Origin of the sequence: Rathayibacter sp. VKM Ac-2805 (assembly GCF_009834265.1) — a bacterium.
Lineage (GTDB): Bacteria > Actinomycetota > Actinomycetes > Actinomycetales > Microbacteriaceae > Rathayibacter.
In genome coordinates, this window is sequence record NZ_CP047185.1 from 244,618 (window position 1) to 257,426 (window position 12,809).

A 12,809-nucleotide genomic window follows, 5' to 3' on the forward strand; every position below is an offset into this window, starting at 1 on the left:
CGGAAGGCCCGTTCTCGAGGCGGGAGGACGGGCGTGCCAGGGCGGGTCGGTGGCGGCACCGGGAGGAGGATGGGGGAGCGGGTGCTCGGCCGAGCGCCGCGGGAAGGAGCGCGCGTGCGGAACCGCCTGGCGACTCCGTCCCTGCTCGCGCACGCCGTGCTCATCCAGGCCGTCGCGTTCCTGCTCCGGCCGGCCGCCGTCTACCAGGCGATCCGGCTCGACGTGCCGGCCTGGGCACTCGGGGCGCTCGGCGCCTCGTTCGCGCTGGTGCCGCTGCTGATCGCGCTGCCGGTGGGCGGGCTGGTCGATCGGGTCGGCGCCCGGGCCGTGATGGCCGTCGGCTCGCTCGTCGCGGTGGGAGCGGCCGCGGTGCTGCTCCTGGCGGGCGGGAGCGTCGCGGGGCTGCTCCTCGGCATCGCCCTGCTCGGCGCGGGGCACCTGGGCTGCGTGGTCGGGCAGCAGACCGTCGTCGCGGGCGGCACCGGAGGGACGCGGCTCGACAGCCGCTTCGGCTACTACACGTTCGCCGCGTCGCTCGGGCAGGCGATCGGGCCCGCATTCATCCCGGTGCTCGCGGGCGGCTCGGTGCGGCCCGACCCGGCGCCGCTGTTCCTCGTGGGCGGGATCCTCGCGGTGCTGCTGCTCGTCTCGACGGCGGGGATCCGCAGCCCGTCCCCGCGCGGACCCGCGGCGGAAGGGGCGGCGGCTCCGGGCTCGACGCTCGGTCTCCTCCGGGTGCCGGGCCTCGCGCGCGCCCTGCTGACCAGCGCGACCGTCGTCGCCGCCGTCGACCTGACCGTCGTCTACCTCCCCGCCCTCGGCGCCGAGCGCGGGCTCCCGGCCGGCGTCGTCGGGGCCCTGCTCACCGTGCGCGCGCTCGCGTCGATGGCCTCGCGGCTCCTCCTCGGCGCGGCCACCGCCCGGCTCGGGCGCACCCGGGTGATGGTGGGCGGCATCCTGATCTCGGCGCTCTGCCTGGTGCTGGTCGCCCTGCCCGCGCCGACCGTGCTCCTCTTCGTCGCGGTCGCCGCCCTCGGCCTGGGCCTCGGGATCGGCCAGCCCATCACGATGTCCTGGCTGATCGAGCGCACCCCCGCCGACCGCCACGGCCGCGCCCTCGCGCTGCGCCTGGCCGGGAACCGCCTCGGGCTGATCGCCCTGCCCAGCCTCCTCGGCGTCCTCGCGGCGGCGGCCGGAGCGGGCGGTGTCCTCATCGGCACCGGTGCCGCGGTCGGCGCGACCCTCCTCCTGCTGCGCGGGGTGCGCCTGGACTGAGGTGCCGGGGGCGCAGCGGATCGCCGGCGCGCGCCGCGTTCCCGGGCCTCTCCGTCGGAAGACCGGAGGGTCAGCTGCCCGGCTCCTCCACGCGGACGTCCGCGGCGGCCTTGTCGGCGCGCCAGCCGCGCCAGACCGGCTGGCGGAGGGTGCCGGAGGCGGTGCGCTCGCGGTAGCGGACCTCGCCGACCAGGACGGGCGACACCCAGTGCACGCCGCGCGACTCGAGCGGAGGGACGGAGACGGCGGGCTCCTCGGTGGCGTGCTCGGCCAGGCGGTCGACCAGTCCGCGGCGCTCGCGGTCGCTGAAGCCGGTGCCCACACGGCCGGAGTACGCGAGCCCGTCCTCGCCGGGGATCGCGGTCAGCAGCGCCCCGACCGACCCCTGCAGGCCGCCGTCGCCCTCGCGCCAGCCCACGATCACGACCTCCTGCAGCCGGTGGTGGGTGAGCTTGATCCAGTCGCGCGAGCGGCTGCCCTCCTGGTAGCGCGAGTCGCGGTGCTTGGCGACCACGCCCTCGAGGCCGAGGGCGCGGCTGGTGGCCATCGCCTCCTCCAGGTCGCCGTCGAACACGGACGGGACGTGCACGCGCTCGTTCTCGGCGACGAGGTTGACCAGTGCCGAGCGACGGGTGTCGTAGTCGCTCCCGGTCAGGTCCTCTCCTGCGCGCTCGAGCAGGTCGAAGACCATCAGGTGCACCGGAGTGGACCGGGCGGCCGCCTCGATCTCGCGCGGCTTCGTCAGCCCGCCGCGGGTCTGCAGGGCGCCGAAGTCGGGGCGCCCGCGAGCGTCGAGGGCGACGATCTCGCCGTCGAGCACGGCGTCGGCGGCGGCCTCGGCGAGCGGGGCGAGCAGATCGGGGAACGCTGCGGTCAGGTCGTTGCCGTTGCGGCTCGTGAGGGTCGCGGTGCCGCCCTGCACCCGCACGAGAGCGCGGTAGCCGTCCCACTTCATCTCGATCGCGGCCCCCGGGTCCACGTCGCCGCGGCGTCCGGCCGTGGCGAGCATGGGGCGGTGGCGGCGCGGGGCGGAGTCCTCGGCCGGGCGGTCGGCGGAGGGTGCGGGGCGGGGAGCGGGCGACGCGGCGGACGCGGCCGCCCGGCCCCGTCGCTGCGTCCCGTGCCCGTGAGCGGGACCCGGCGCCATCAGGTGCAGGAGCCAGTTCTTCTCGGCGCCCTCCCCCGAGCCCGTGTGCAGCAGGGCGTAGCGGCGGGGCTCGCCACCGAGCCCGCCGTCGTGGCGGCCGGTCAGCACCGCGATCACCTCCTTCCCCTCGCGCCACTTCTCGAGCGCGTAGGTGCCCTCGTCCCAGATGCGCACCTCGCCGCCGCCGTACTCCCCGGCCGGGATCGTGCCCTCGAAGGTCGCGTACTCGAGGGGGTGGTCCTCGGTCTGCACCGCGAGCCGGTTCGGGTCGCCCTCCAGCGGCGGGCCCTTCGGCACCGCCCAGCTGACCAGGACGCCGTCGTGCTCGAGCCGGAAGTCGTAGTGCAGGCGCCGCGCGTGGTGCTCCTGGATGACGAAGGAGTCGCCCGAGGAGGTGCCCGCCGACCCCGCCTCGGGCACCGGCTCCGGCGTCCTCGACGCGTCGCGCATGCTGCGGTAGGTCGCCAGGCGGTCGGAGGAGGCGTCCGTCGCGGCGAAGCCCGCCATCCGCTCCGGGGTCGGCTCGAGCCCGGCACCCCGGGTGGCGAGCAGCGGGCGGAGGAGGTCGCCGTCGCTCCGCAGCCGCTCCACCACCTCGTCGGGCGACAGGTGGCGCAGGTCCTCGGCGCCCAGCTCCTCCCACGTCCGGGGCGCGGCGGCGGCCGGCCGGAGGCGCCCGCGGAGGGAGTAGGGGGCGATGGTCGTCTTCGCCGCGCTGTTCTGGCTCCAGTCGACGAGGACCTTGCCCTCGCGCAGGGTCTTCTTCATGTCCGAGACGACGAGGTCGCGGTGGTCCGACTCGAGCGCGCGCGCCAGCTCGTGCGCGACCGCCGAGATCTGGTCGCTGGAGGCGGAGGCGTCCAGCGGGCAGTAGAGGTGGATCCCCTTGCTCCCGCTGGTCACCGGCAGCGGAGCCAGCCCCATCCCCTCCAGCAGGTCGCGGGCGAGGAACGCGACCTCGGCGCACTCGGCGAGGCCCGCCCCCTCGCCCGGGTCGAGGTCGAGCACGAGGCGGTCGGGCGGACGGCGCTCGCCGTCGGAGCCCACCCGCCACTGCGGGACGTGCAGCTCGAGCGCCGCCTGCTGCGCCAGCCAGGTGAGCCCGGCGACGTCGTCGACCAGCGGGTACTCGACGTCGCGCGACGAGTGCGCGAGCCGGGTCCGGCTCAGCCAGTAGGGGGCGGAGGAGGGGAGGTTCTTCTCGAAGAAGACCTCGCCCGGATGCTCGGCGGTGCCCACTCCGTCGACCCAGCGCTTCCGGGTGACCGGGCGGCGCGCGAGATGGGGAAGCATCGCGGAGGCGACGGAGGCGTAGTAGGAGAGCACATCGGCTTTGGTGAAGCCCGTCTCCGGGTAGACGACCTTGTCGAGGTTCGTCAGCCGCAGCCTCCGCCCGCCGACCGAGACGATCTGCTGCGAGGCGGCCATCCCCCCATGGTGGAGGCAGGCGCGCGCGGAGGGAACCCCGGACCGTCGCGGGAACCCGCAGCGAGCCGCCTCCACGACTCGGGGTTCCCTCGGCGGCGGGGAGTAGCGTCGACGCACCACGTCCGAAGGAGCCCTCCGTGCCCGACACGATCGCCGACATCCCCCTCACCACGATCGACGGCACCACGTCGACCCTCGCCGACTACCCGCCCGTGCGGCTGATCGTCAACGTCGCCTCCCGCTGCGGCCTCGCCCCGCAGTACGAGAAGCTCGAGGCCCTGCAGAAGAGCTACGGGGAGCGCGGATTCACGGTCCTCGGCTTCCCGAGCAACCAGTTCCTCCAGGAGCTGAGCGACGAGGACAAGATCAAGGCGTACTGCTCGACGACCTGGGGGGTCACCTTCCCGATGTTCGAGAAGGTCCGCGTCAACGGCCGCTCGGCGCACCCGCTCTACGCGGAGCTCACCAAGGCGGAGGACGAGAACGGCAAGGCCGGCCGGGTGAAGTGGAACTTCGAGAAGTTCCTGATCACGGCCGACGGCACGGTCCACCGGTTCCGCCCGACGGTCGAGCCCGACGACCCGCGGATCGTCGACCTGATCGAGGCCTCGCTCCCCGCCTGATCCCGCTCAGCGGCGGGCGCGGGGCGGAGCACCCCGCCCGTCGCTGATCAGCGGTCGCGGAGCCCCAGGGCCGAGCGGGCGTCCGCGGGCTCGACGCCCTCGGGGCAGACGATGTCCGAGACGTCGAACGGTGTTGCGCGCGAGAACGGGATCATCTCGATCCCGTCGACATGGCGCAGCAGCACGAGTCCGCCCTGGCCCTCGCGCAGGCTCCTCCGCACCTGGCGCAGGAAGATGCCGGCCATGTCGAGCTCGACGACGAAGGAGCGGCCGCTCACGTCGATCCGGCAGCCGATGACCGGCTGGGAGCCGACGGAGACGGAGTCCGGCACGCGGCGCGGCTCGATCGGCTGCTCCTTGCGGAGCGTCCGCACCGGGGTGAGGGTGGGCAGGCCGGTCGCTCGCGCGGTGTCCGTCATGGTCGTCTCCGTCCGTCGACGTCCGCCGATGGTTCCGGGGACGTCTTCTCGACGGTACTTCGCGTCCCCCGCAGAGGGGACGGGGTTGACGGCCGTGCGATCAGGGGGCAGCGGGGCCCAGGAGCGGCGGAGCTCAGGAGCTCAGGAGCCCTGGCGCTGCTCCTCGGGCTCCGGCAGGACCGAGAGCTCGCCGTGCATGCTGGCGACGCTGAGCATCTGCTCGATCCACGCGCGGTTGAGCTTGGGCTGGTGCGCCTCGGTGAAGCGGAAGTGCAGCGGCACCGACGGGTGCAGCCAGACGGAGCTCCGGCCGTGTCCGGTGGAGGCGTCCTCCATCCACGAGAGCGAGAAGGCTTCGTTGCGGCGCAGCTTCGAGAGGACGGCGACCTTCAGGTGCGCGAGGACGCGCTCCTCGAATTCGATCTCGAGGTTCTGCGGTCCGTAGATGAGCGTGGCCACGGGCCCCCTTCGTTCATCGGGCCGACCCTGGCGGACGGCTCCTCGGGGGACGGTATCCGCTCGGACCCCGGTGCGGGGAATCGGGCGGGAGACACGCCGGACCCCCATTGACAGTCCCGCGGACGGGACGTAGCACTGCCGGGCGTGCTGGGCGCCACGTTAGCCGACGCATGTAGCGAGAGTCGATGCTCCGTCGCGGATCTCCCGTCGGCCGGGGCCGGCCCGGGAGCGAGCGCGGGCACCTCCGGCTGCCGGCCGCGCCGCTCAGGATCCCGTCACGGCCCGGCCGGCGCGTCCCACCCCTCCTGCGGAGTCGCGCAGGTGCCGCGGAAGACGTACTGCGACGGAAGCTTCCGCTGGTGCGAGGACCAGTCGATCGCCGGCCGCCGCTGCTCCGGAGGCAGGTAGCCGAGCCGGTACACCGCCATCAGCTCCAGCTCGTCGGGCACGGCGAGCAGCGACTCGATCCGCGCCCACGCTCCCGGCACCTCCATCGGGAACGACACGAACTGGATCCCCATCCCCAGCTCGACCGTGCTCAGCCAGACGTTCTCCATCGCGGCGCCCATGCTGAACACCGAGTAGAAGGAGGAGAGCTCGCCCGGCCGGTACTCGGAGCGGTCGAGCATCACCCCGAGCAGCAGCGGCGATCCCGCGACGAGCCGGCGGTTCTCCTCACCGAGCGTCTGCGGGACGCGGAGGGAGTTCATCAGGAACTGCCCGCGCTTCGTGAAGACCTGCTTCGTGAAGGGGCGGAGCGGAGCCGGCAGCTTGTCGAACAGCATCCCGTCGCGCCGCTGCTCCATCTCCTCGCTGCTGAAGCGGAAGTAGGGCTTGTAGCGCTCGAAGAACGTGCCGTTCGACATCGCGGTGGTCATGCTCTCGCCGCTGATCGCGGCGATCCGGTCGATCGTCTCGCGCTCCTCGACGAGCACGAACCGCCACGGCTGGCTGTTGAGCTGCGAGGGCGCCCGGCCGGCCACCTCCATCAGGAGCCGCTGGTGCTCCTCGGAGACGGGGTCGGGCAGGAACGCGCCGTTGGTGGTCTTCCGGCGCCGGACGACATCGAGGAACTCCATGCCTCGATCCTGCCCCGACCGATCGCGCAGAGGGGGGAGCGGCGGCGGCCCGGGGCGCGCGCGGTAGCATCGAGGGTCCTGTGCAGGCTCGAGGGAAGCGGTGGAACGGTGAAGACGAGGGTCATCTTCTACCTTCTCGGAGGTGTGTTCGTGCTCGGCGCGGGCATCAACTCGGTCGTGGGCAGCGGCTTCTCGGTGCCGAACCTGCTGACGATGCTCTGCGGCGCGCTGATCCTCGCGATCGCCGGCTGGCAGGCGCTGCGCTCGTACCGCTCCGACCCCGACCGCGACGTCGAGCCCCCGCGCTAGAAGCCGGGGCGCGTCAGCGCAGGGCTGACCCGGCCCTGAGACACTGGAGCACTCCTCGGCGCCGCGCCGGCCGCCGCGTCCGCCCGAGAGCGGCGAGCACGAACGGAGCCGCCGCCAGCGCGATCGCCGGGTGCCGACGTCCGTGCGTCCCCGCGAAGGGGATCACCGCCAGCGGGACGGCGGCGGGAGCCAGCGCGGACGCGGCGCGGGTGTCCGACCGTCGCAGCGTCGCCCAGGCCAGAGCGGTGAGCGTCGACGTGCAGATGTAGAGCGCGTGATGGATCCAGTGCCAGCGGCCCGTGCGGAGAGCGCCGGCGGCGACGGCGGTGCCGAGGGCGCAGTTGGCGGAGTAGCTGACAGCGGCGGCGCGCAGCCAGAGCGGACCGGACGCGCTCGCCCTCCGCCGCGTCCTCACACCTCGCCCCGCGCGAGCAGCAGCCGGTAGGGCGCCGCGCGCTCGACCCGCCACCCCTCGGGCGCCACCGCCCGCAGCTCGGCGGCGGTGAAGCTGCGCCGCACCGACAGCGACCCGTCGTAGTGGAGGAACGAGCCGGCCGCGATCGGGCGCGTCGCCAGCAGGTAGGCCGTGTAGGCCAGCCGCGAGCGCTCGATGTCGTTGTGGAGGGCGCGCGGGGCCAGGCGCTCGCTGTCGGCGAGCAGGTCGGCGAGTGATTCCGGCGACAGGTGGTGCAGCACGTGGTTGGAGGTCACCAGGTCGAAGTGCTCGCCCTCGGCGACCAGGTCGGCGCTGCTCGCGCGGCGGAACTCGACTCCGGGCGGCGCGGGCGTCGACGTGGCGAAGGCGGAGGCGCGCTCGTCCGGATCGACGGCGGTGATCGCCAGGCGGAGGCCGTCCTCGCGGGCCCAGCCGGCGAGGGAGCGGGCGACGTCGCCGCCTCCGGAGCCGATGTCGAGCAGGCGGAACGGCTCGTCGAACCGCAGCAGCGGACGCAGGCGCGAGCGGTAGAGGCCACGCCACCCCGAGACCAGCCGGTTCACGGTGCCGAAGCGGGCGTAGGTGGCGTCGAGCAGGGTGCGGTCGCAGTCCGGGTCGTCCATCAGCTCCTGCTCGGAGACCTCGCGGTGGCGCAGGTCCGGCGCGAGAGGGGCTCGCGGAGTCACTCCCCGCCCCGCTTGGTGAGCAGCGCGAGCTCGACGGTGAGGCCGGGGCCGAACGCCATCGCGCCGATCCGCTCGCCGTCGGCCGCCTCGCCGTGCAGCAGGCGCCGCAGGATGAAGAGGACGGTCGCGCTCGACATGTTGCCGTTGGTCCGCAGCACCTCGCGCGACGGGGCCAGCTGCTCGTCGCTGAGGGCGAGCGAGGCCTGCACCTTGTCGAGGATGCTGCGGCCGCCGGGGTGGATCGCCCAGCGCTGCACGTCGCTCCGCTCGACCTCGGCGCCGGCCAGCAGCGGGGCGACGGCCGCCTCGATGTTCGCTCCGATGATCGAGGGCACGTAGGTGCTCAGCCGCATCGAGAAGCCGTGGTCGCCGATCGTCCACGCCATCTCGGTCTCGCCCTCGTCGGTGAGCGTCGTGGCGAGCGCGTCGAGCTCGAGCACCGGGGTGCCGGGCGCGGCCTCGCGGGCGGTGACGACGGCCGCCGCACCGCCGTCGGCGAAGACGGAGGTCGCGACGATCTGCTCCGGGTCGTTGGAGCTCGTGAGGTGGATGGTGCACAGCTCGACCGCGACGACGAGGACGACCGCCTCCGGGTCGGCCTCGCAGAACTGGCGGGCGGCGCGCAGACCGGGGAAGGCGCCGTAGCAGCCCATGAAGCCGAGGTGGAAGCGCTGCGTCGAGGGCGCGAGGCCGAGGCGGCGGACCAGCTGGTAGTCGGGCCCCGGGGCGTAGAAGCCGGTGCAGGAGACCGTCACCACGTGGGTGACGTCCTCGGGGGTCATCGACGCGGACGCGAGGGCGCGGCGGGCCGCCTCCGTGAAGAGCTCGGGAGCGCGCTCGGTGTAGACGGCGTTGCGCGCGGCCGTCCCCGGGTCGAGCACCAGGCCGCTCCCCGCGTCGTAGAAGACGCTCGCACCCTCCCGCTCGACCCGGTCGAGCTCGTCGACCACCGTGCTGCGGGTGTCGATCCCGGACGCGTCGAAGGCCGCGCCGATCAGGCGGGACCCGAGCCGGGTCATCGCGGGCTGGGACGCGAAGAGGTCGCGCACCTCGGACTGGCGCAGGACCGTGGTCGGCACCGCCGTCTCGATGCTGCGGATGTGCACACTCACCCGCAGGAACCTATCGCGGAATCCTGCGGGTGAGCGGTGCCCTGGAGCCTGATCAGAGGATCGGCTTCCCGCCGGTGACGGCGATCGTCGACCCGCTGATGTAGCTCGCCTCGTCGGAGGCGAGGAGGACGTAGGCGGGGGCCACCTCGGCCGGCTGCCCGGGGCGGCCCAGCGGGACCTGCTCGCCGAACTCGGCGACGGCCTCCTCCGGCATGGTCGAGGGGATGAGCGGCGTCCAGATCGGGCCGGGCGCGACCGAGTTGGCGCGGATGCCCTTCTCGCCGAGCGCCTGCGCGAACGAGGCGGTGAGGCTGAGGATCGCCGACTTCGTGGCGGCGTAGGGAAGCAGCTGGTACGACGGCTGGTCGGACTGCACCGAGCTCGTCGCGATGATCGACGCGCCCTCCTTCAGGTGGGGCAGCGCCGACTTCACGAGGTGGAAGTAGGCGCTGATGTTCGTCGCGATCGTGCGGTCCCACTCCTCGTCCGGGATGTCGGTGACGCTCTCGCGGCTCATCTGGAAGGCGGCGTTGCTGACGAGCACCTCGAGGTGGCCGAAGCGCTCGACGGTCTCGGTGACGACGGCGCGGCAGTGCGCCGGGTCCTGCAGGTCGCCGGGGAGGAGCAGCGCCTCGCGGCCGGCCTCCCGGACCCACTTGGCGGTGTCCTCGGCGTCATCGTGCTCGTCGAGGTACGAGATCGCGACGTCGGCGCCCTCGCGCGCGAACGCGATCGCGACGGCCTTGCCGATGCCGCTGTCGCCGCCCGTGATGAGGGCGACCTTGCCGCTGAGGCGGCCGGTGCCGCGGTAGGTGGTCTCGCCGTGGTCGGCCTTCGGCGTCAGCTCGGCCTCGGTGCCGGGCGGTGTCTGCTCGGGGGATTCCGGAGTCATGACTCTCCCTCTCGTGTCGTCGGTCGGTCCCTCCATGCAAGCGGGTGGGAGGGAGGGGGCGCAGGGGGTTGACGCCCGGACCGCTCCGTCGTGTCGTCAAGCCCGCGACACCGAGGGCTCCCTGGGTCTTGACTGAGCGTGTCGCCCTTCTTCGGGGCGCTCGGCCAGGAGGTTCGACATGAGCACGACAGACAGGGATCCGGCTGACGGCGGACTGCCGCGACGGGCAGAGGGCTCGGCGGCGGGCGGCACGGCGCGCATCGACTCCGCGGGGGACACGGGAGCGGCTGCGGCGACGGACCGCTCCGCGACTCCGGACCGTTCCGCCTCCTCGGACCGCTCCGCTTCGACGGACCGCTCCGCTTCGACGGACCGCTCCGACTCCGCGCATTCGGCTCCCGAGCACCGCGCGCCCGTCGACCCCGACTCCGCCGAGGCGAAGCAGGCCCGTGCGGCCGCGCGCAAGGACATCCACCAGCGCGAGCGCGACCGCTTCGGCGGCTTCAAGATCGGCTGCGCCTTCTTCGGCTGGCTCGCCGCCACCGGACTCGCCGTCCTCCTGACCGCCCTCGTCACCGCGATCGGGGCCGCCGTCATCGGCACCCAGGACGTCACCGGCGACCTCGCGGCCGACCCCGCCGCGTTCGGCTGGGCGGGCGCGATCGCACTGCTGGTCATCCTCCTCGTCGCCTACTACTGCGGCGGCTACGTGGCAGGCCGCATGGCCCGCTTCAGCGGAGCGAAGCAGGGCGTCGGAGTGTGGGCCTGGGCGGTCGTCGTCGCGATCGTCGTGGGCATCGTCTCGGCGATCACCGGCGGCAGCCAGGCGCTCTCCGCGGTGAGCGGCTTCCCGACGATCCCCCTGGACGCCGGCGACGCCACGGCCGCGGCGGTCGTGACGGCGCTCGCCGCCCTGGTCGTCGCGCTGGTCGGCGCCGTGCTCGGCGGTCTCGCCGGCATGCGCTTCCACCGCCGCGTCGACCGCGAGGGCCTCTCCGGCCTCTCCGTTTGACGCTCCCGTCCCTCCTCCTCTCCCGCGAGATGCCACTTCGGTACGCCACGCACGGCGTGTCGCGCACCGAAGTGGCATCTCGCGGAGGGGAGGTAGGGTCCTTCGCGTGACGGGGGAGCGAGGGACGCGGCTGGCGGGCGAGCTGCGGGAGTGGGACGCGGGCGCGCTCGCGGACCTGCGGGACGAGTACCTGGCGTTCCTCGAGCAGCGCGGCGAGTCGGCGCTCGAGCGCGACGGCGGCCCCGAGCACGTCACGGCGAGCTGCTTCGTGCTCTCGCCGAATCTGGCGCAGGTGCTGCTCTGCTTCCACCGCAAGGGCCGGTTCTGGGTGCAGCTCGGCGGTCATGTCGAGCCGGGCGACGGCTCCGTGGCCGCCGCGGCCCTCCGCGAGGCGCGGGAGGAGAGCGGCCTGGCTCGGCTCCGCCCGCTCGGCGAGCTCCCGCTGGATCTCGACCGCCACGGGCTCGGCAGCGGCTTCGGCCGGTGCGCCCGCCACTGGGACGTGGGCTACGGCGCTCTCGCCGATCCCGACGCCCCACTGATCGTGAGCGACGAGAGCGACGACGTGGCCTGGTGGCCGGTCGATGCCCTGCCCGCGGAGGTGCCGCCCGGCTTCCCGGAGCGGCTCGCGGGTGCGCTCGAGGCGGCGCGTCTGCTCTGACCCGCTCTGCGCGCCGGGGACCTCGGCCGTGCGGTGTCGAACGAAGGAAGGAAGTGCTTCCACTGCGGCGGATCCGCCTGACACCAGTCGCTCGCGGGCGTTCCTCCTTCGTTCGGAACACCGCCGCCGCGTCGGTGCGGCACGATGGGGCGATGAGCAGCACCGCTGGCCCCGTCGTCGTCCTCGCCGGAGCGAGCGGCTTCCTCGGCACCGACCTCGCCCGCCGCTTCACCGCAGACGGCTGGACGGTGCGGAGGATCGGCCGCTCCGGGCCGGACGCGCGCTGGGGCGACACCGCCGGCATCACCCGGGTCCTCGACGGTGCGCGCCTCCTGGTGAACCTGGCCGGCAAGAGCGTCGACTGCCGGTACACCGCGGCGAACCGCGCCGAGATCCTCCGCTCGCGCGTGGCGACCACCGCGGAGCTGCACCGCGCGGTAGCGGCGGCCGCGACTCCTCCTCCGGTCTGGATGAACGCGAGCACGGCCACGATCTACCGGCACGAGGAGGAGCGGGCGAACACCGAGGACGAGGGCGTGCTCGGCGAGGGCTTCTCGGTCGACGTGGCGCGGGCGTGGGAGTCGGAGTTCTTCGCCGGGGAGACGCCCGGCGTGCGGCGCGTGGCGCTGCGGATGTCCATCGTGCTCGGAGACGGTCCGGCGACGGCGATCCTGCTGCGGCTGGCGCGGCTCGGGCTCGGCGGTCCGCAGTTCGACGGGCCGTGGCCCTCGACGCGCGCCCGCCGCGAGGCCGGTGTGCACCACGAGCACCGGCGCACCCGCGGCCGTCAGCACTTCAGCTGGATCCACGTGGAGGACGTCCACCGGTCGATCCGCTTCCTCGAGGAGTCGACCCTCGACGGGCCGGTGAACCTCGCGTCGCCGAATCCGAGCGACAACACCGAGCTCTCCCGGCTGCTCCGCGCCGCCGTCGGCCGCCGGATCGGCGTGCCGGCTCCGCGCTTCGTCCTCGAGCCCGCGACGCTCCTGCTCCGCACCGAGTCCGAGCTCCTGCTCAAGTCCCGCTGGGTCGTGCCCGCCCGCCTCGAGGACGCCGGCTTCACCTTCGCGCACCCCCACCTCGCCGAGGCCCTCCGCACCCTGGCCTGACCCGCCCCCCGCGAGGCGACCGACCTCCGCCGCGAGCCCGTGTCGCGGAGGTCCGAGTCCGAGCGCGGATCCACCCCACCCCCGGCCACCCTCGAGGCGTCGACCGGAACGCGTGCCGAGCGTGTCGGACGCGCCGATCGCTCCCCGGTCTCCGAGACCCGG

Annotated in this window: 13 protein-coding genes; 6 read left to right on the plus strand and 7 right to left on the minus strand. The window is 74.0% G+C overall.

Features of this window, described 5'->3' with window-relative positions; genetic code table 11:
- The first annotated feature begins 114 nt into the window (after positions 1-114).
- Positions 115-1,275 carry an MFS transporter gene (locus GSU40_RS01160; RefSeq protein WP_159940156.1) on the plus strand — a complete coding sequence of 387 codons (1,161 nt, stop codon included), beginning with the start codon at positions 115-117 and terminating at the stop codon, positions 1,273-1,275.
- 70 nt (positions 1,276-1,345) lie between these two features.
- Here the strand turns inward: GSU40_RS01160 and GSU40_RS01165 are convergent, their stop codons facing one another.
- A complete protein-coding gene (locus tag GSU40_RS01165) occupies positions 1,346-3,850 on the minus strand; it encodes an ATP-dependent DNA ligase (RefSeq protein WP_160033176.1) in 2,505 nt (834 codons plus the stop codon).
- A gap of 137 nt (positions 3,851-3,987) precedes the next feature.
- Here GSU40_RS01165 and GSU40_RS01170 point away from each other — a divergent pair, with 137 nt between their 5' ends.
- A complete protein-coding gene (locus GSU40_RS01170; protein ID WP_244229546.1) occupies positions 3,988-4,473 on the plus strand; it encodes a glutathione peroxidase in 486 nt (161 codons plus the stop codon).
- Between the two features lie 47 nt (positions 4,474-4,520).
- On the opposite strand, the gene GSU40_RS01175 is transcribed toward GSU40_RS01170, so the two are convergent.
- The 3 genes from GSU40_RS01175 to GSU40_RS01185 form a co-directional block, all read right to left on the minus strand.
- Complete coding sequence (locus GSU40_RS01175) at positions 4,521-4,892, minus strand: hypothetical protein (RefSeq protein ID WP_160033177.1); 372 nt, start codon at positions 4,890-4,892, stop codon at positions 4,521-4,523.
- Between the two features lie 141 nt (positions 4,893-5,033).
- The gene (locus GSU40_RS01180) at positions 5,034-5,351 is read right to left on the minus strand and encodes a hypothetical protein (RefSeq protein ID WP_244229547.1); all 318 of its coding nucleotides are present in this window, start codon (positions 5,349-5,351) and stop codon (positions 5,034-5,036) included.
- 275 nt (positions 5,352-5,626) lie between these two features.
- Positions 5,627-6,430 carry a nitroreductase family protein gene (locus GSU40_RS01185; protein WP_104256039.1) on the minus strand — a complete coding sequence of 268 codons (804 nt, stop codon included), beginning with the start codon at positions 6,428-6,430 and terminating at the stop codon, positions 5,627-5,629.
- Positions 6,431-6,538: 108 nt separating this feature from the next.
- Here GSU40_RS01185 and GSU40_RS01190 point away from each other — a divergent pair, with 108 nt between their 5' ends.
- The gene (locus GSU40_RS01190; protein WP_104223776.1) at positions 6,539-6,739 is read left to right on the plus strand and encodes a hypothetical protein; all 201 of its coding nucleotides are present in this window, start codon (positions 6,539-6,541) and stop codon (positions 6,737-6,739) included.
- Between the two features lie 411 nt (positions 6,740-7,150).
- Here GSU40_RS01190 and GSU40_RS01195 read toward each other — a convergent pair whose 3' ends face one another.
- From GSU40_RS01195 to GSU40_RS01205, 3 genes are read right to left on the minus strand one after another with little or no spacing between them, the layout of a single operon-like run.
- Positions 7,151-7,861, minus strand: coding sequence for a class I SAM-dependent methyltransferase (locus tag GSU40_RS01195; RefSeq protein ID WP_244229548.1), 711 nt, complete (start codon positions 7,859-7,861; stop codon positions 7,151-7,153).
- Positions 7,858-8,973, minus strand: coding sequence for a 3-oxoacyl-[acyl-carrier-protein] synthase III C-terminal domain-containing protein (locus GSU40_RS01200; RefSeq protein WP_104250783.1), 1,116 nt, complete (start codon positions 8,971-8,973; stop codon positions 7,858-7,860). Before GSU40_RS01200 ends, GSU40_RS01195 begins: the two co-directional genes overlap by 4 nt.
- A gap of 52 nt (positions 8,974-9,025) precedes the next feature.
- Positions 9,026-9,865: an SDR family oxidoreductase gene (locus GSU40_RS01205; protein WP_104233826.1), complete on the minus strand. Its 840-nt coding sequence runs from the start codon at positions 9,863-9,865 to the stop codon at positions 9,026-9,028.
- A 178-nt stretch (positions 9,866-10,043) separates the two neighbouring features.
- Here GSU40_RS01205 and GSU40_RS01210 point away from each other — a divergent pair, with 178 nt between their 5' ends.
- The 3 genes from GSU40_RS01210 to GSU40_RS01220 all read left to right on the plus strand — a co-directional run bounded on the left by GSU40_RS01210 (position 10,044) and on the right by GSU40_RS01220 (position 12,647).
- Positions 10,044-10,877: a hypothetical protein gene (locus tag GSU40_RS01210; RefSeq protein ID WP_244229549.1), complete on the plus strand. Its 834-nt coding sequence runs from the start codon at positions 10,044-10,046 to the stop codon at positions 10,875-10,877.
- Between the two features lie 106 nt (positions 10,878-10,983).
- On the plus strand, positions 10,984-11,538 hold the full coding sequence (locus tag GSU40_RS01215; RefSeq protein WP_244229550.1) for an NUDIX domain-containing protein: 555 nt from the start codon (positions 10,984-10,986) through the stop codon (positions 11,536-11,538).
- A gap of 152 nt (positions 11,539-11,690) precedes the next feature.
- The gene (locus tag GSU40_RS01220; RefSeq protein WP_160033179.1) at positions 11,691-12,647 is read left to right on the plus strand and encodes a DUF1731 domain-containing protein; all 957 of its coding nucleotides are present in this window, start codon (positions 11,691-11,693) and stop codon (positions 12,645-12,647) included.
- Positions 12,648-12,809: the final 162 nt, after the last annotated feature.

Excerpts from the sequence above, each read along its gene's own strand:
- GSU40_RS01220 (WP_160033179.1), top strand. The coding sequence starts at position 11,691 with ATGAGCAGCACCGCTGGCCCCGTCGTCGTCCTCGCCGGAGCGAGCGGC.
- GSU40_RS01185 (WP_104256039.1), bottom strand. The coding sequence starts at position 6,430 with ATGGAGTTCCTCGATGTCGTCCGGCGCCGGAAGACCACCAACGGCGCG.
- GSU40_RS01205 (WP_104233826.1), bottom strand. The coding sequence starts at position 9,865 with ATGACTCCGGAATCCCCCGAGCAGACACCGCCCGGCACCGAGGCCGAG.
- GSU40_RS01210 (WP_244229549.1), top strand. The coding sequence starts at position 10,044 with ATGAGCACGACAGACAGGGATCCGGCTGACGGCGGACTGCCGCGACGG.
- GSU40_RS01165 (WP_160033176.1), bottom strand. The coding sequence starts at position 3,850 with ATGGCCGCCTCGCAGCAGATCGTCTCGGTCGGCGGGCGGAGGCTGCGG.
- GSU40_RS01175 (WP_160033177.1), bottom strand. The coding sequence starts at position 4,892 with ATGACGGACACCGCGCGAGCGACCGGCCTGCCCACCCTCACCCCGGTG.